Raw genomic sequence first — 15978 nt, 5'->3', positions numbered from 1 at the left:
AATGACTTCTATTTTAATTTTCCGATAAATAACAACGAATTATCATCTTCTTTGAGGTTATTTAGGTTAGGATATAGCTCATTTATCTTATTTTCAATAATCCACGAGGGGTGTACCATAAACATTACCGTACTGTTTTCTGCAAAAAAAGTGATATCCGACTCTTGAAAAGGCAATTCCTTTCCTTTTGAAAATAAATCATCTATAATTTTGTTATAAGAAAATGACTTACTTGTTTTTTTATCGTATGAAATCAGGTATTTTTCACTTTGTTTGAAACATTGAAAATATAATTTTGTTTGGGTTTCAAATGCGTTGTATGTGGAGTTTATGTAACCATACTTTTTAAATTCTTGGAAAAATTCAAATATATTTCCAAAATTATTGTTTTGAGTTCCACACTTAACTACATATCAAATTCCGGTGATGAACAGGTTTCTTCTCAATCATTCGTTTGATGAGATTATTGAATATATTATCTTTCGATTGAGAACGGTTAATTCGGTATGAAAATTCAGCCAAATATCTATCCATATTGAAATCTGAAACTCGACAATAAATCGTTCTCAACCAACTTTTTACTTGGTGTATTATGGTATGTAAAATAGGGAAATTCTTCCCTTTATTACTCGGTATTTGTTTGATATTGAAATCTTTAATAGGTCTGTAACCTTTCCAATCATCAGTGGTCACTTGGGCGGATTTATCAATATGTTTATCAAAAATTGTCCGTAATGATTTGGCAGAATAATCTTCTATTTTATTAGCATAGAATCGTTTAACCTTCCCATCATCAGTTAGTTCTATGGCACAAACAATCTTTTTTTTCTTTGAATCGTAACTCCTACCTTGTTTGCCATCTTCTTTCCCTCCCACAGTAAACTCGTCCACTTGAACTTGACCATTCATTTTATGTAATTCATTGGATTTCATTGCTTCACGAACTTTGTGCATAAACAATCGAGCCGTATTTTCGGTAATTCCATAACGAACAGACATTTGTAAAGCTGATAGGTTTTTAGTGGTTGCACACATCTCAAAACAAATAAAAAAAGCCTTACGAAGCCCGAATTTTACTTTGTGAAAAAGTGTTCCTGCCGTAGGGCTTTCCGTATCAGAACAAATGTTACAAGTTCTTGAAAAATCCTTGCGGATTTGGCTTTTTGTATGCCCACATTTACGACAAACAAAGCCTTTTTCCCACTTCCAATGAGCTAAATATTCTTCACAATCTAAGTCGGTTTTGAAGCGTTCAGTGAACTCTAAAAGATTTTGACCGTTAAAAATTTCCATAACTACCTGATTTTATGAACTGCAAATATATGAAATTATATGAGGAACTCAATTATTGTTTTCATAAAATGATGGAGGTACGTTCTTTCCGTTGTATGAAATGACATATTTCGGCTTTAATTTATTTTCTTTAAAATTGTAAATGGTGTCATTAAAAGGCTCAAAAAACAACATTTCATCTCCACTTTTATAAAAGTGTACCAAGTTTAAAATGTGTAAAAACTTACTCTTTTTTTCGTCTATCCCATAAAAGCGATAACCTTTCCCTTCATTATCAAATATATTGAATTTGTACGCATTATTGTTATCTCTCTCGTTTCCGCTGTAAACAAATAAATCTTTATTAGTGTCTCGAGTAAATTTAACTGCCCAAAAATTCAATGGAATTTCACTTAAATAATCTCCATTATGGTTGTACTGCAATATTTTCTTCTGACGCTTGTCAAGGACTTCAATTTTTTTTGAATTATCATCAACATAAAAATCTGAAATACCCAAGTACTCCCCTACTCCATTGCCTTTGCGGTCGATATTTTTAACAAAATTTCCCTCATAATCAAATAATTTGATACTTTTATTACTTTCAATAAAAATGAACTGATCGGAAAATTTTAGCTGAGCTCCATCTGTAATCAGGGATAAATCGGTTGTTTGTAAAGGCACAATCTCTACCGAAGAAAAAATATCTGAAAGATGAATAGTATTATCTTCTAATTTAACGTCAACTTGCAGAAAATCAATCGATTTATTTTCCGAGTTACAACTGATTACAAGCAAAGTAGCTATCAAAGATAAGGCATTTCTAATAAATTTCATTTTTTAAATCATTATTTATCAATTGCTAAAAAATAAACCTGCTATTTTTTCACTACTAACTTTTAACAGAATGGGATTAGATTCCATTGTATGGCTGTCTTCCGAATCTGCATCGGCTTGATTTTCCATTTGCATTGAGTCCATTACGAAATAGATAAAACCACCATGCATATAGAGAGGAGTTAGAGATACTTTTTCCATAGTTATTATGTTATGGAATAATCTGTTCTTACTAAAATCTTCAGTAGATACAAAAGCGGATAACAACTTCTGATTATAGAAGAAATTGAAGTAAACAAGATTTTCATCCATCATAAAATTATCTATTAGATAAGCAACATTCTTTTCTTTTTTTAAATAATCTAAGAGTTTTTGTCTATCGTAATTCAACACATTCTCAGGCAGATTGTTACTTCCAAAATCTATGTGTACAAAATTTCTTACGCTACCTTCATTTACAAGTTTAATATAATTTGAAAAAGATTTTGTATAAAAGTTTTTTTGAGCAGATGTAAATAGAGGTAATCTTAAATCCCATTCTATTTTTTGAGGGTCATACACGAAAGATTCCTCTTTTTTGATGAGATTAAAATCATTATCAAACAACAACACATGGTGACATTCTTGCCCTTCACCGTCACAATAATTAGTTACACCAATGAAATTTTCCCCGTTAGAAGAGATAAAACTAATATCATATGGTATTTTTTTCTCGTGAGTGAATGTAGAACCTTCAAAATATAGAATTTTTCTCTGATCTGCATCTAAAATTAACAACGATCCTGTTTTCTCATCGATAGTAAAGTCATCTAAGGACGAATATTCTCCTGGTCCTTGCCCCGAACGATCTATTTTGTAGATAAATTTTCCTTTTTCATCAAAAACGAATATAGCCTCTGCAATCTCCTTATCAAGAATATACATATGGTTATTCTTTATTAATATTTTATCGATATTACCCAATAAAGAATGCTCTGTACTCTCAAGAGGTATCGTTTCAGAAAATTGAGCTTGTTTAATGTCAAAAAACAGCTCTTTTTTGTTTGGGTCTATTTTAATTTGATTGTCACTTTGAGGACGTATTGATTCATTTTTACAAGAAATCAACAAAAGAAAGGAAATAAGGTACGTAAACTGTTTCATTTTTATAATTATATACTACAGAATTTTGTTAAAAATAACAATTAATTTTACTATTAACAAATTATTTTAATTCAAACTATCAAAATCAATTTGTATGGATTCCCCTACTTCAAAATCAAATAAGGTATATTTTCGTATTTTGTAATAATTTAGCCAATAGTTTCGAAGAGCTGAAATATAATTGCGTTGTGCTTGTTGGTGTCGGTCATTAGCAAGGGTAAGACTATTAATGTCTGCCTTACCAATGATAAATCGTTCTTGGGTTTGTTGGTATGCCTGCGATGCCAACTCCAAGGCTTCTTGTGCGCTGATGATGATTTGCTGTTGTACTTGAAAATCTCCCAAAGTCATCAGTATTTCCTCTTCGATTTTGATTTCTTCTTGTTTGGTAGAGAGTTCTGCCACTGAAAGATTACTTTTTGCTATATTGTATTTGCCCTTATTCACACCCCAATCCAAAATCGGGACAGAAAGCGTGATGGCAAACACATCCTGCTGTAAGGGGGAGTTATAGACCTTGTCAAAGCTCGGAGCTACTTGATTAAAACCTACACTTGCCGAAACACCCATATTAAATCTCGCTTCTCGTTTGGTTTTATCCACCGTTTGTTGCAGTTCCAATATCTGTATTTTTTGTTTTAAGAAGTTAGGATTGTTTTTCTTAGCATAACTGAGTGCTTCTTCAGGATTTATAGTGATGTTTTTTACCTTTTGTGGTATATCCAACAGAATTTTAGTATCTTTTTCCAAGTTTAAGTAAGAAACCAACGCAAACATTGCTCTTTTTACACTAATTTCAGCAGTTTGTAGAGCATTTTCAGCATTGATTTTATCCAAACGTAGCGTCATCAGGTCGGATTGGCGAATGGCAGCAATTTCAAAACGTTCTTTCCCGATGTTGTATAACGTGTCTGCACTTTGTATTTTTTCTTTTGCTAATTTGTGCTCCGCTTGTGCCATCGCTAAATTAAAAAAGTAGCCGGCGGCCTCTTCCGCTGTTTGTTCCAAGTTGTAAAGAAGCTCTTTTTGGGCAGCTTCGTATTTGATGGGTTCGATTCTTTTTTCCCACTTAAACGGATTATACCCCAAAAGTTGCTGTCTGTATCCTATACGAATGGGTACGCTTGAATATTGTGTAAACTTATTGTCGCTAAAATTACGATGATACCCTAACTCTGAGTCTACAAAAAAGGTTCCCCCTAACCAATCAAAATTCTGAATTAGAGAAAGGTTTCCGTGTGAAAACAAGGTTTGTTGTGGGCGGTACACATCGATATTTTGTTGGGAATCGTACCGTCTTACAAAATCTCGATTGTAACGCAAAGGCGTCATACTCAGTGAAAGGGAAGGCAATCGGTTTGCTTTGAACGATTTAAAACTCCAATAATTCGATAGGTACATATTTTTTGCCTTAAACGAAGCTATGGATTGACTGTTTGCCATCGTCACTAACTGCTCCAAAGTTAAAGTCATTGTTTTCTCTTGGGAAAAAGAAAAGAAGAAAAATAGGATAAATAGTAAAGATAATACTGCTTTCATAATAATGACATGAGTTTCATTCCAGATAAAGAATAACGCAAAAATATAAACATTCTATCTTATAAACAAAAAGAAACCGTCCAAAATGTTAAAATACAAAACTTTTATCATCTTGAACAGCCCTTTAATACGCTCAACTTGGAAACAATAAAGCTACATCAACCGTTTTTTGCATTACTGATTTCCGTAATTACCCATCAAATTTTACAAAATATTACTCAACCCATATTCGTATACAGTACCATTAATACCAAGTCCGTATATTTTTTTGGCATTAGTAAAATTTTTATTTTTATTTGAGGTCATAAACACACAAATCCTCTAACTTAACTTAATTAAATAAGGGAATTTGCCTATTGATTGAAAATCTACTCTCAGAATACGAAAGTAACTTAGTTATATTGAAACGTTCTAATACCAAATTTTGCAGCTTCGGCTCTTGCTTTAGGAACCATACTTTTGAGATTAGCTATCCTTGAGGCATTTGAAGGGTGTGTACTGAGTAACTCAATGGTGCCACCTGAACTATTAGCATCCATGCGTTCCCATAGTCTTGGTGCTTCTTCTGGATCATATCCTGCTATTGCCATGATTTGAATTCCTATTTCATCCGCTTCCGTTTCATGAGCTCTACTAAAAGGAAGGGTTACACCTACCTGAGAACCAACGTTATACGCCATATTAAACTCATCTAAATACTTACTGTTCTGTAAAGCTACGTTTCCTAACATTCCGACAAGTTGTTGTGTTGTACCTACACTCATGCGTCGAGCTCCATGGTCAGCCAAAGCATGTGCTATTTCGTGTCCCATAACCACCGCTAAGCCTGTTTCGGTTTGTGTGATAGGTAAAATTCCTGTGTAAACTACAATTTTTCCTCCTGGCATACACCAAGCATTTACCTGATCGCTTTGTACCAGATTATATTCCCATTGATAGTCCTTTAGATAATCTTTATATCCGTTATGTTCCAACCACATTTGAGCTGCTTTCGCAATACGTTGCCCCACTTTCTTTACCATTTCGGTTTCTTTAGTTCCAGTAATGACCTTATTTTCACTCAAAAAAGAAGAATATTGAGAAAAAGACAACGGAAATAAATTACTATTCGGCATAAAGTTAAACGTACTTTTACCTGTAAATGGATTCGTTTTGCATGAAAAAACGACCAACAGAATCACAATGATACTAATTCTCTTCATAAAATATTATATTGATATGTTTTCAGGGCAAAGTTAATAAAAAAAGTATGACTTTTGAACTAAATAATTTTACAAAAATGAAAAAAAATAATACCTTTGCTCACTGAGGATAAACGATTGTTATGTTACAACTAAATGACACCTTGAAACATAAAGGAATGCGAAATCAGTTAGTTGATTTGCTCAGAGCCAAAGGAATAAAAGACCAAGATGTTTTAGAGGCTATTCGCATAATTCCACGTCATTTGTTCATGGACAGCGGTTTTGAAATGCACGCCTATCAAGACAAGCCTTTTCCTATAGGAGAAGGACAGACAATTTCACAACCCTACACAGTGGCTTTTCAAACTGAATTATTAGAAGTTTCGACAGGACAAAAGGTGCTGGAGATAGGTACTGGCAGTGGCTATCAGTCCTGTGTATTAGTTTTTTTAGGAGCAAGAGTTTATACGATTGAACGTCAACACAAATTGTTCAAACAAACGCAGTTGTTATTACCTAAATTAATGTCTCGTCTGCCAAAAATGTATTTTGGCGATGGTTATAAAGGTTTACCAAACGAAGCTCCATTCGATCGTATTTTAGTGACAGCAGGAGCTCCCGAAGTGCCTATGACGTTGTTATCTCAGTTAGCTATAGGGGGGCGATTAGTAGTACCTATTGGAATAGAAACCCAAGTAATGACCCTTTTTGAACGTATATCAGATACGGAATTTCACAAAACGGAATACGGTGATTTTCAATTTGTTCCAATGCTTAAAGATAAAACATAAGTAACATTCTTCTGTTTGTACAAGAGTAAGAATAATACCTAATTACTATATGACCATACTATTCATGGTGAAATTTAATTATAATGAATGTAAATTGAATAAAAAACGAATACCTATGAAAAAATCAATTTTAATTTTAGCTATGGGACTTTTTTCTTGTAGTAACATTCCTTCAGAAAAAAACATCAAAATCAAAGACTATGAACCAAAAGCTACTGACAAATTAGTGGATATACGTACTGCAGAAGAGTTTGCTGATGGACATCTGAAAGGAGCCATTAATATAGATTTCTTTGAAGATGATTCCTTAGAAAATTTTGAAAAACAATACGATAAAGAGGATACTGTCTACATATATTGCAAAAGTGGTGGACGCAGTTCAAAAGCCTATGCAATACTCGAAAAGGCTGGGTTTAAAAACTTGATGCACTTAGATGGGGGTTTTATGCAGTGGAGCGGTGCAGGAAAACCTGTAGAAAAATAATTTAAAAGCATTTTAAATTAGATTCAAAAACAGAAAAATGTAAAAAATTTATTTTTGAATATGTACAAAAATTTGTACATTTGGCGAAATTTTAAGATTATGTTTGAATTTGACCAATATTTAGGATTTTTAGTGTTTTTAGGCATCGCAACTATCGGTTTTTGGTTGATGATTTTCCTATTGACTTTCGTAGTTCCTTACTGGGTAGGAGGAGCTATTATGGAAGCTATCAAAGAGAAAAGAGAAGCAAGAAAAGCTAAAAAATCAGCATAGCCACTTTTTGAGAGTTAAAAGCTCAAGCAGTACAAGATAATTGAAGATTTTTGCGAAGTAAAAACTTCGTAAAAATCTTTTTTTGTTCATATAATTTAATTTTAAAACCTATTTACAAGTTGCCATTAGCTTATTACTCGAGCTGCCAAAAATCTTTCGATTGTGAAATATTTTTTATACTTTTGTCATCAAGTGTAGTTCTTAGCCTAAAATTTACTGACTAAAAGAAAAGCTAATTACTTTCGAAATTAACGCTTAAAAAAACTCATCTTCAATTAGATAAATCACCCTACTTCAACAAAAAACATATGTCGGAAAAAATAGAACAAAAATTAGCTAAAATTCCTGTAGTGAAAAACCTTGTTGCATTACTGAAAAGAGTAACCATTTCGCAAAATAGTTTTTCTCTATACGATTTCTTAGAGCTTTACATTGTTGGGATTGTCAAGGGGGCATTGACCTATCGTGCTAGCGCTATTTCATTTAGTTTTTTCTTAGCTATTTTTCCGTTTTTGTTGTTTATACTGAATTTGATTCCGTACGTACCGATTGACACTTTTCAAATTGACGTTTGGAGTTTTATTGACGGGCTATTGCCTCCTGGCACTAATGAACTGTTTTCGAGTATTTTTTTTGACATAGCCGATAACCGCCGAGGAGGATTACTTTCATCAGTTTTTTTATTATCTATATTACTGATGACAAATGGAATAGTAGCTATTTTTGGAGGCTTTGAATCATCCTACCATGTACGAATAACACGTACTTACATCCGTCAGTATATGGTTGCTCTAATGGTAGCAATCATTATTGCTTTGCTGATTCTGATTGTGATAGCAATGTTTATTTACTATGGCATTTACATAGTTCCATACTTGGAGAGAACAGGACTACTTTACAGTACAGAAACTATCATTCAATGGTCAAAAATTGGTTTTGTAACTGTCATTATCTATTTAGCAACTTCTATTCTGTTTTTCTTTGGTACTAAGGAGGGTAAAAAAAGTAAGTTTTTTTCCATAGGTTCAATTCTGACAGTGTTATTATTTGCATTAACCACCTATTTGTTTGGTATTTACATCGAAAATTTTTCACAATACAATCAATTATATGGTTCCATTGGAGCATTGTTGATTTTTTTGTTGTACATTTGGTTAAATTCTAATATTCTTTTGTTGGGATTTGAACTCAACGCTTCGCTTTTACGACTTAAAAAAATACGATAAATGGCTTATTTCATTGACGTTATACTTCCCATTCCGTTGCGAAAACTATTCACATACAACGTAACTAAGGAAGAAGCTCATTTCCTAAAACCAGGGATGCGTGTTGCTGTACCTTTCGGGAAATCAAAAGTATATGCGGCTTTGGTAGAGAGTGTACACACTACAGAACCTTCATACGAAACCAAAGATATTGAGTATATTTTGGATGAAACCCCTATTGTAAATCATTCTCAATTACGACTTTGGAAATGGATTTCGGACTACTATATGTGTTGGTTGGGAGATGTATTTAAAGCAGCCATGCCATCAGCTTTTTTGTTAGAGAGTGAAACTATCGTGGAGAGGGACGAAACTGATTTGGAAATGACTCTTTTTTCAGATGATGAATGGATGGTTTATGAGGCATTATCCTATAAAACAGCACTCACTGCTAAGGAAATAAATCAAATTGTAGGAAAACGAAAAGCTTTGAAAGTGGTTAAAAGTTTATTAGAAAAAGGAGCCATTCGTATTTCTGAAAAAATATTTGAAAAATACGTACCTAAATTAGAAAAATACATTCGTTTGGCAGAAAAATACCAATCGGATGAAGGGATGAAAGCTGTTTTTGAGGATGTCGGTAAGTCAGTAAAGCAAAAGCAATTATTAGTAGCCTATTTTAATTGGATGATGCGTAATAAACTTCCTCTAAAGGTAGAAAAATTGCTCTCCGATTCTAACGTTTCGGCTACTGTTTTGAAATCAGTGGTTGGAAAAGGAATTTTTGAGGAATATTACATCCAAAAAGACCGAATCAATTTCAAAGGTGAATTGATTGGAAGTAAATCGCTCAGCGAGGCTCAGCTAACAGCTTTAAAGCAAATTAATGAACAGTTTAATACTAACCAAGTTGTTTTATTTCAAGGAGTTACCGCTTCTGGAAAAACTGAAATCTACATACATCTGATTCAAAAATGTTTAGATGAAGGCAAACAAGTATTGTATTTATTACCTGAGATTGGACTTACGGAACATTTGATCAATCGTTTGAAAAAGCATTTCGGAGATAAATTAGGGGTATATCATTCCAAATATACAACTAATGAACGGGTTGAAGTTTGGAATAATGTACTCAATGAAAATATTAAAAATCAGCTAATTGTAGGAGTTCGTTCGTCCGTATTTCTACCTTTTTCCAATTTAGGATTAGTCATAATCGACGAGGAACACGATGCTTCTTACCAACAATTTGATCCTGCACCTCGTTTTCAAGCTCGTGACACAGCCATTATGTTAGCTAAAATACAGAATGCTAGGGTGTTACTAGGTTCGGCTACCCCCTCAATTGAAAGCCTATACAATGCTAAGCGTAAAAAATATGGATTTGCGTATTTACTAAAACGATTTGGTGAGTTTCAATACCCTGATATTGAGTTGATTGATATTAGAGATAAACATTTTCGGAAACAGATGACAGGGCATTTTTCTGATAAACTTATCCAAGAGATACAAACTACCTTGTCGGAAGGACAGCAAATAATTCTATTCCAAAATCAACGAGGTTATGCTCCTGAAATACAATGTAAAAGTTGCGGAACAGTAGCTCAATGTCCCGCTTGTGACGTTAGTTTAACGTATCATCAGGGTAGGAAACAATTGCGTTGTCACTATTGCGGGTATGCTATTCCAATACTTGATAATTGTATTGCTTGTGGAAGTAATGAATTGATAACCAAAGGATTTGGAACAGAGCAAATCACAAAGGAATTGGCTCAACTTTTTCCTGAAGTGACCATTGACCGAATGGATCAAGATACCACAAGCGGAAAATATGGCTATCAAAAAATACTGTCGAAATTTGAGCAACAACAAACTCAAATTTTGGTGGGCACACAAATGATTAGTAAAGGATTAGATTTTGAAAATGTAGGTTTGGTAGGAGTGATGAACGCCGATTCGTTCATTCATTTTCCTGACTATAAGGCTTATGAGCGTAGTTTCCAATTACTAATTCAGGTTTCTGGACGAGCAGGACGAAGTACTAGAAAAGGTAAAGTATTGATTCAGACTTACAATCCGAACCATCCGGTACTAAAACAGGTATTGGAACACAATTTTAGAGATATGTTCAACAATCAAATAGCTGAACGCAGGGAATTTTTGTATCCACCAATGGTTCGATTGATAAAAATTTCATTCAAACATGCCGATTTTAATAAAGTTACAGAAGGAGCCGATTGGTTTGGAAAATCATTACGTCAAGGATTTGAAAAACATACTGATATACATATTTTAGGCCCTGAAAGCCCTTTAGTTTCTCGTATACGAAATGAATATATCAAGGACATTCTACTGAAAATTCCTTTTACCCATTCCGCTGAAAACGTAAAAAAATACATTCTACGTACTCAAATTAGTTTTCAGGCTATCCCGAATTTTCGTTCAATTCGAGTGATTTACAACGTTAGTTAAGGAAAAATATCTTATTACAATATCCATAGCAAGGACAAAAAACGTATCTTTGCAAAATGAAAAATTTACTGGTGTATATCATACAAAATTGCGGATTTCTAATTTCACTAAGTATTTTTGATTTATGCATTTAAATAACTAAATAACAGTGTGTTAAAATAATTGATAATTATATAAGAATAATAAAAACAATGAAAAACTTCATACAGGAATTACAATGGCGTGGAATGATTCAGGATATGATGCCTGAAACGGAAGAACATCTTTTAGAGGGCGTACGCTCGGCGTATGTGGGGATTGACCCAACGGCGGATTCGCTCCACATCGGGCATTTGGTGGGGGTAATGATGCTCAAGCATTTTCAGAATTGCGGTCATAGACCTTATGCACTGGTGGGCGGTGCTACGGGAATGGTGGGCGACCCATCGGGGAAATCTGCCGAGAGAAACCTTTTGACCAACGAGGTTTTAGAGCATAATATTGCAGGAATCAAAAAACAACTCTCAAAATTCCTTGATTTTGAAAGCACTGCCGAAAACAGAGCTATCTTAGTCAATAATTACGATTGGATGAAAGATTTTTCATTCTTAAATTTCATTCGTGATATTGGGAAGCACATCACCGTGAATTATATGATGGCAAAAGATTCGGTAAAAAAACGCTTTGACCCAAAAGAAAACACAGAAGGAATGTCTTTTACCGAGTTTTCATATCAATTGTTACAAGGTTACGACTTTTTGCACTTGTACCGCGAAAACGGATTGACTTTGCAAATGGGAGGCTCTGACCAATGGGGAAATATCACCACAGGAACCGAACTGATTAGAAGAATTGCCGGTGGAAAAGCCTACGCAATGACTTGTCCGCTGATTACCAAAGCCGATGGAACAAAATTCGGGAAATCCGAAGGAGGAAATATTTGGCTCGACCCTGAAAAAACTTCACCATATAAGTTTTACCAATATTGGCTCAACACTTCCGATACAGATGCCGAAAAGTACATCAAAATCTTTACGATGCTTACGCAAGAAGAGGTTGCCGAACTTACAAAACAACATCAAGAAGCACCGCATTTGCGAATTTTACAAAAGAAATTAGCCGAAGAAATCACCGTAATGGTACATTCTCGAGAGGATTATGACAACGCTGTAAAGGCTTCGGAAATTCTGTTTGGAAATTCTACCTCCGAAAGTTTGAAAGGACTCAATAGTAAAATGTTTTTAGAAATTTTTGATGGTGTACCACAAAAAGAACTTGCCAAAGAGGAAGTTATCGGTGGAAATATTGTGGAGTTACTTGCTGACCAATCAGGCTTTTTGAAATCACGTGGAGAAGCCCGTCGCGACCTTACAGCCAACGCTATTTCGGTTAATAAAGAAAAAGTAACAGAAGGGTTTGTAGCCTCTGAAAACGATTTGATAGACGGAAAATTTATCTTGTTACAAAAAGGCAAAAAAAATTATTTTGTAGTCGTGGTAAAGTAAAAGAAAATTATTCATTTGGAACGACTATTTTGTAGTTTTAAAATCACCGTTAATATAGTCATACTAATTTTTTATTCTAGCATAAGAAATTAATGAGTACAGAATGTATGACTTTTGAAACGAAAAAGGAGGTTTAATGCCTGATGATTAGTATCAAAACTACCAAATAATTTTATGAATATTATGGATTGAAAAATCTAAGAATATGTATTTTATTTTTCCAATATATTTTTGTAACTTTGATGTTCGTAAAATGACAAAAACAACTAAATAACACATACAAAATATGAAAGCATATATTCAAGAATCCTTTGAACAAGCATACGGAAAACCTGCTGACAAGATATTTTTTGCTCCTGCAAGAGTAAATCTGATAGGAGAACACATAGACTACAACGGAGGACTGGTAATGCCCTGTGCTTTAGGAAATGGAACTTATTTAGCAGTACGTAAGACAGAGGATAATATGTTTACTTTCAGGAGTTTGAACTTCCCTGATTCTGTTCATCAGGTTCCTGTAAACACTAAAGGATATACAAAACAAGATTCTCTTTGGATAAACTATCCATTGGGTTGTATTGACTATTTCACTCGTGAGGGGGCTACTCTATCAGGGTTGGAACTTTTGTTTTATGGCAATATTCCCAACGGAGGAGGATTGTCGTCATCTGCATCGATTGAATTGGTAACAACTTTTGCTTTAAACACCCTGTTTGACTTGGGAAAAAATCAAGTAGAATTAGTTAAAATATCTCAACAAGTAGAAAATAAGTTTGTGGGGGTAAACTGCGGTATTATGGATCAGTTTGCTATTGGTATGGGAAAAGAAGACCATGCTATTATTTTGGATTGTCAGACGTTAGAATATACCTACACACCTTTTGTTTTAAAAGACGATACATTACTGATTATCAATACCAATAAGGAACGTAAATTAGCAGATTCCAAATATAACGAGCGTAGAGCTACCTGTGAAGCAGCTTTAGAAATATTCAACAAAACCGAAAATTTCAAAGATTTGTGTTCTATCCCTGCGGAATATTTTGAAGCTAATAAGCATTTGCTTACTCCTGAAATGCAACAACGAGTGAAGCACGTAATTTATGAAAATTTACGTGTTAAAGCATCTGAAAAAGCATTAAAATTGGGTGATATAGAAAAATTTGGTGAGTTAATGTCAGCTTCACATAAATCACTGATGGAAGACTATGAAGTTACAGGGAAGGAATTGGATACTATCTATTTAGAAAGTGTTAATTTTGAAGGGGTTACAGGAGTTCGTATGACGGGAGCAGGTTTTGGAGGCTGTGCTATTGCGTTGGTAAAAAATGACCGTGTTAATGCTTACAAAAAGCATATTGAAAAAGTATACACCGAAAAAATAGGTTATGCTCCTTCGATTTATGATGTAAGTATTGGAGACGGTACGAGAGAAATATAGATAATGAAATTGTCTTGGTTTCCCTATGACTTACGCCTTCGGCATAGGTTTTCTGTTTCTGGACATTCGCGTAGTACCACACCTGTCGTTCTTACTAAAATAGAATACGATGGGCTGTGTGGGTATGGCGAAGCCTCTTTGCCTCCTTATTTAGGTGAGACAAAAATTTCTGTGATTGATTTCTTGAAAAAAATCGACTTCACAAGCTTTTCTTCTCCTATAGATATAGATGAGATTCTGGACTATGTCGATAGCCTCGCTATGAAGAATACAGCTGCAAAAGCATCTATTGATATTGCGTTGCACGATTTAGTTGGAAAAATCAACAATCAATCTTGGCACGAGTATTATCATTTAGACAAAAACAATATACCTGATACTACATTCACCATAGGCATTGATACTGATACAGTGGTTCGTGAGAAAACCAGGGAAGCTGTGGGACGTTTCAATATATTGAAAATAAAACTTGGAGGGAGGGATGATAAACAAATGTTACGGGCTGTACGTTCTGTAACGGATCTCCCTCTTGCGGTGGATGCCAACCAAGGATGGACAGATGTTCACCAAGCTATGGATACGATTTTCTGGTTACAAGAACAAGGTGTCGTTATGGTAGAACAGCCCATGCAAAAAGATGACTTAGATAATATAGCTCTCTTAACAGAGAGCAGTCCCTTGCCCATTTTCGCCGATGAGTCGGTTCAGCGTTTAGAAGATATTTCACGATTGAAAGGCGTTTTTTCAGGTATAAACATCAAATTGATGAAATGTACAGGAATGCGAGAAGCATGGAAAATGCGTGATTTGGCAAAGTCACTTGGAATGAAAACAATGATGGGGTGTATGACCGAGACTTCTTGTGCTATTTCGGCTGCGGCACAACTCTGTGCAGATATGGATTTTGCAGACCTTGATGGAGCCTTGCTTATAGCCAACGATTGTTTCGATGGAGCCAAACTTATTAATGGAAAAATTATCCCATTGGATGATTCAGGAATTGGTGTAAAAAGTTTATTATCAAATTTTTAAATACAAAAATGAGGTATTTCATTGAATTTTCATACAATGGAAAAAATTACTTTGGTTGGCAACGTCAGCCTCATTCAGTTAGTGTGCAAGAAATATTAGAAAATAGTCTAAGCACATTACTGAGAACTCCTATTGAAGTAGTGGGGGCAGGACGCACAGATAGTGGTGTACACGCTCACCAAATGTTTGCCCATTTTGACATCGAAAAAGAGCTTGATAATCAATTGATTTACAGGCTTAATGCTTTTCTTCCAAAAGATATAGCCATTCATAAACTTCACCGTGTTACAGATCAAGCACATGCTCGTTTTGACGCTCTAAAACGTACCTATCAATATCATATTTCTATGAAAAAAGATGTGTTTGCCTACGAGTCAAGCATGTATTTGAATCTTCCTTTGGATCTTCCTAAAATGGAAATAGCTACAAAAAAATTATTTGATTATACTGATTTTCAGTGCTTTTCAAAATCCAATACAGATGTGAGAACTTATGATTGTAAAATCTACGATGCTTTTTGGCAACAGCAAGAGCATCATTTAGTTTTTACGATTTCCGCAGATCGCTTCTTGCGAAATATGGTTCGAGCTATTGTGGGCACATTGCTGGATGTTGGCTTGGGAAAAATTTCCATTGTCGATTTCGAAAATATTATAAAAAGTAAGAATCGAAGTAAAGCAGGAAAATCTGTTCCTGCTTGTGGATTATTTTTAGTACAAGTGGAATATCCTCAAAGCTGTTTTATATGAAAAAACTTTGTCAAATCTTAAAGATTTGACAAAGTCATGAATCTGTGTTATAGATATTACTGAATATTAAAT

At 34.3% G+C, this 15978-nt stretch carries 15 protein-coding genes; 9 read left to right on the top strand and 6 right to left on the bottom strand.

The window, feature by feature from the left end:
• Positions 1 to 8 precede the first annotated feature (8 nt).
• The 6 genes from ACF3OB_RS10700 to ACF3OB_RS10675 form a co-directional block, all read right to left on the bottom strand.
• Positions 9 to 176 carry a hypothetical protein gene (locus ACF3OB_RS10700; RefSeq protein ID WP_392447687.1) on the bottom strand — a complete coding sequence of 56 codons (168 nt, stop codon included), beginning with the start codon at positions 174 to 176 and terminating at the stop codon, positions 9 to 11.
• Between the two features lie 226 nt (positions 177 to 402).
• The gene (locus tag ACF3OB_RS10695; RefSeq protein WP_095894058.1) at positions 403 to 1293 is read right to left on the bottom strand and encodes an IS1595 family transposase; all 891 of its coding nucleotides are present in this window, start codon (positions 1291 to 1293) and stop codon (positions 403 to 405) included.
• Between the two features lie 48 nt (positions 1294 to 1341).
• The gene (locus tag ACF3OB_RS10690) at positions 1342 to 2109 is read right to left on the bottom strand and encodes a 6-bladed beta-propeller (RefSeq protein WP_392447684.1); all 768 of its coding nucleotides are present in this window, start codon (positions 2107 to 2109) and stop codon (positions 1342 to 1344) included.
• Positions 2110 to 2127: 18 nt separating this feature from the next.
• Positions 2128 to 3252: a 6-bladed beta-propeller gene (locus tag ACF3OB_RS10685; protein WP_392447683.1), complete on the bottom strand. Its 1125-nt coding sequence runs from the start codon at positions 3250 to 3252 to the stop codon at positions 2128 to 2130.
• 66 nt (positions 3253 to 3318) lie between these two features.
• Positions 3319 to 4791 carry a TolC family protein gene (locus tag ACF3OB_RS10680; RefSeq protein WP_392447681.1) on the bottom strand — a complete coding sequence of 491 codons (1473 nt, stop codon included), beginning with the start codon at positions 4789 to 4791 and terminating at the stop codon, positions 3319 to 3321.
• A gap of 392 nt (positions 4792 to 5183) precedes the next feature.
• On the bottom strand, positions 5184 to 5993 hold the full coding sequence (locus ACF3OB_RS10675) for a M48 family metallopeptidase (RefSeq protein WP_042006252.1): 810 nt from the start codon (positions 5991 to 5993) through the stop codon (positions 5184 to 5186).
• Between the two features lie 122 nt (positions 5994 to 6115).
• Between ACF3OB_RS10675 and ACF3OB_RS10670 the strand changes: the two genes are divergently transcribed.
• The 9 genes from ACF3OB_RS10670 (at position 6116) to truA (ending at position 15906) form a co-directional block, all read left to right on the top strand.
• Positions 6116 to 6766 carry a protein-L-isoaspartate(D-aspartate) O-methyltransferase gene (locus ACF3OB_RS10670; protein WP_119652307.1) on the top strand — a complete coding sequence of 217 codons (651 nt, stop codon included), beginning with the start codon at positions 6116 to 6118 and terminating at the stop codon, positions 6764 to 6766.
• A 115-nt stretch (positions 6767 to 6881) separates the two neighbouring features.
• Positions 6882 to 7250: a rhodanese-like domain-containing protein gene (locus tag ACF3OB_RS10665; RefSeq protein ID WP_392447679.1), complete on the top strand. Its 369-nt coding sequence runs from the start codon at positions 6882 to 6884 to the stop codon at positions 7248 to 7250.
• A 60-nt stretch (positions 7251 to 7310) separates the two neighbouring features.
• Positions 7311 to 7523 carry a hypothetical protein gene (locus ACF3OB_RS10660; protein WP_111947367.1) on the top strand — a complete coding sequence of 71 codons (213 nt, stop codon included), beginning with the start codon at positions 7311 to 7313 and terminating at the stop codon, positions 7521 to 7523.
• A 308-nt stretch (positions 7524 to 7831) separates the two neighbouring features.
• Complete coding sequence (locus ACF3OB_RS10655) at positions 7832 to 8749, top strand: YihY/virulence factor BrkB family protein (RefSeq protein WP_042006254.1); 918 nt, start codon at positions 7832 to 7834, stop codon at positions 8747 to 8749.
• Positions 8750 to 11200, top strand: coding sequence for a primosomal protein N' (gene priA, locus ACF3OB_RS10650; RefSeq protein WP_095893229.1), 2451 nt, complete (start codon positions 8750 to 8752; stop codon positions 11198 to 11200).
• Positions 11201 to 11391: 191 nt separating this feature from the next.
• Positions 11392 to 12684, top strand: a complete 1293-nt coding sequence (gene tyrS / locus ACF3OB_RS10645; protein WP_392447677.1) for a tyrosine--tRNA ligase — start codon at positions 11392 to 11394, stop codon at positions 12682 to 12684.
• A gap of 286 nt (positions 12685 to 12970) precedes the next feature.
• Positions 12971 to 14125 carry a galactokinase gene (locus ACF3OB_RS10640; RefSeq protein ID WP_119652303.1) on the top strand — a complete coding sequence of 385 codons (1155 nt, stop codon included), beginning with the start codon at positions 12971 to 12973 and terminating at the stop codon, positions 14123 to 14125.
• A gap of 3 nt (positions 14126 to 14128) precedes the next feature.
• Positions 14129 to 15157 carry a dipeptide epimerase gene (locus ACF3OB_RS10635; protein ID WP_392420276.1) on the top strand — a complete coding sequence of 343 codons (1029 nt, stop codon included), beginning with the start codon at positions 14129 to 14131 and terminating at the stop codon, positions 15155 to 15157.
• Positions 15158 to 15165: 8 nt separating this feature from the next.
• The gene (truA, locus tag ACF3OB_RS10630) at positions 15166 to 15906 is read left to right on the top strand and encodes a tRNA pseudouridine(38-40) synthase TruA (RefSeq protein WP_172914121.1); all 741 of its coding nucleotides are present in this window, start codon (positions 15166 to 15168) and stop codon (positions 15904 to 15906) included.
• The last annotated feature ends 72 nt before the right edge of the window (positions 15907 to 15978 follow it).

The sequence above is a fragment of the Capnocytophaga canis genome, assembly GCF_043187445.1.
GTDB lineage: Bacteria > Bacteroidota > Bacteroidia > Flavobacteriales > Flavobacteriaceae > Capnocytophaga > Capnocytophaga canis.
Note: the sequence above shows the minus strand (reverse complement) of the source record. Positions and strands in the feature narration are given on the sequence as shown.

What these genes read in the sequence shown, in the direction of transcription:
- ACF3OB_RS10660 (WP_111947367.1), top strand. Translation starts at nt 7,311, where the DNA reads ATGTACAAAAATTTGTACATTTGGCGAAATTTTAAGATTATGTTTGAA.
- ACF3OB_RS10670 (WP_119652307.1), top strand. Translation starts at nt 6,116, where the DNA reads ATGTTACAACTAAATGACACCTTGAAACATAAAGGAATGCGAAATCAG.
- ACF3OB_RS10695 (WP_095894058.1), bottom strand. Translation starts at nt 1,293, where the DNA reads ATGGAAATTTTTAACGGTCAAAATCTTTTAGAGTTCACTGAACGCTTC.
- ACF3OB_RS10640 (WP_119652303.1), top strand. Translation starts at nt 12,971, where the DNA reads ATGAAAGCATATATTCAAGAATCCTTTGAACAAGCATACGGAAAACCT.
- truA (WP_172914121.1), top strand. Translation starts at nt 15,166, where the DNA reads ATGAGGTATTTCATTGAATTTTCATACAATGGAAAAAATTACTTTGGT.
- ACF3OB_RS10655 (WP_042006254.1), top strand. Translation starts at nt 7,832, where the DNA reads ATGTCGGAAAAAATAGAACAAAAATTAGCTAAAATTCCTGTAGTGAAA.
- ACF3OB_RS10685 (WP_392447683.1), bottom strand. Translation starts at nt 3,252, where the DNA reads ATGAAACAGTTTACGTACCTTATTTCCTTTCTTTTGTTGATTTCTTGT.
- ACF3OB_RS10690 (WP_392447684.1), bottom strand. Translation starts at nt 2,109, where the DNA reads ATGAAATTTATTAGAAATGCCTTATCTTTGATAGCTACTTTGCTTGTA.
- ACF3OB_RS10635 (WP_392420276.1), top strand. Translation starts at nt 14,129, where the DNA reads ATGAAATTGTCTTGGTTTCCCTATGACTTACGCCTTCGGCATAGGTTT.
- priA (WP_095893229.1), top strand. Translation starts at nt 8,750, where the DNA reads ATGGCTTATTTCATTGACGTTATACTTCCCATTCCGTTGCGAAAACTA.
- ACF3OB_RS10665 (WP_392447679.1), top strand. Translation starts at nt 6,882, where the DNA reads ATGAAAAAATCAATTTTAATTTTAGCTATGGGACTTTTTTCTTGTAGT.
- ACF3OB_RS10680 (WP_392447681.1), bottom strand. Translation starts at nt 4,791, where the DNA reads ATGAAAGCAGTATTATCTTTACTATTTATCCTATTTTTCTTCTTTTCT.
- ACF3OB_RS10675 (WP_042006252.1), bottom strand. Translation starts at nt 5,993, where the DNA reads ATGAAGAGAATTAGTATCATTGTGATTCTGTTGGTCGTTTTTTCATGC.
- tyrS (WP_392447677.1), top strand. Translation starts at nt 11,392, where the DNA reads ATGAAAAACTTCATACAGGAATTACAATGGCGTGGAATGATTCAGGAT.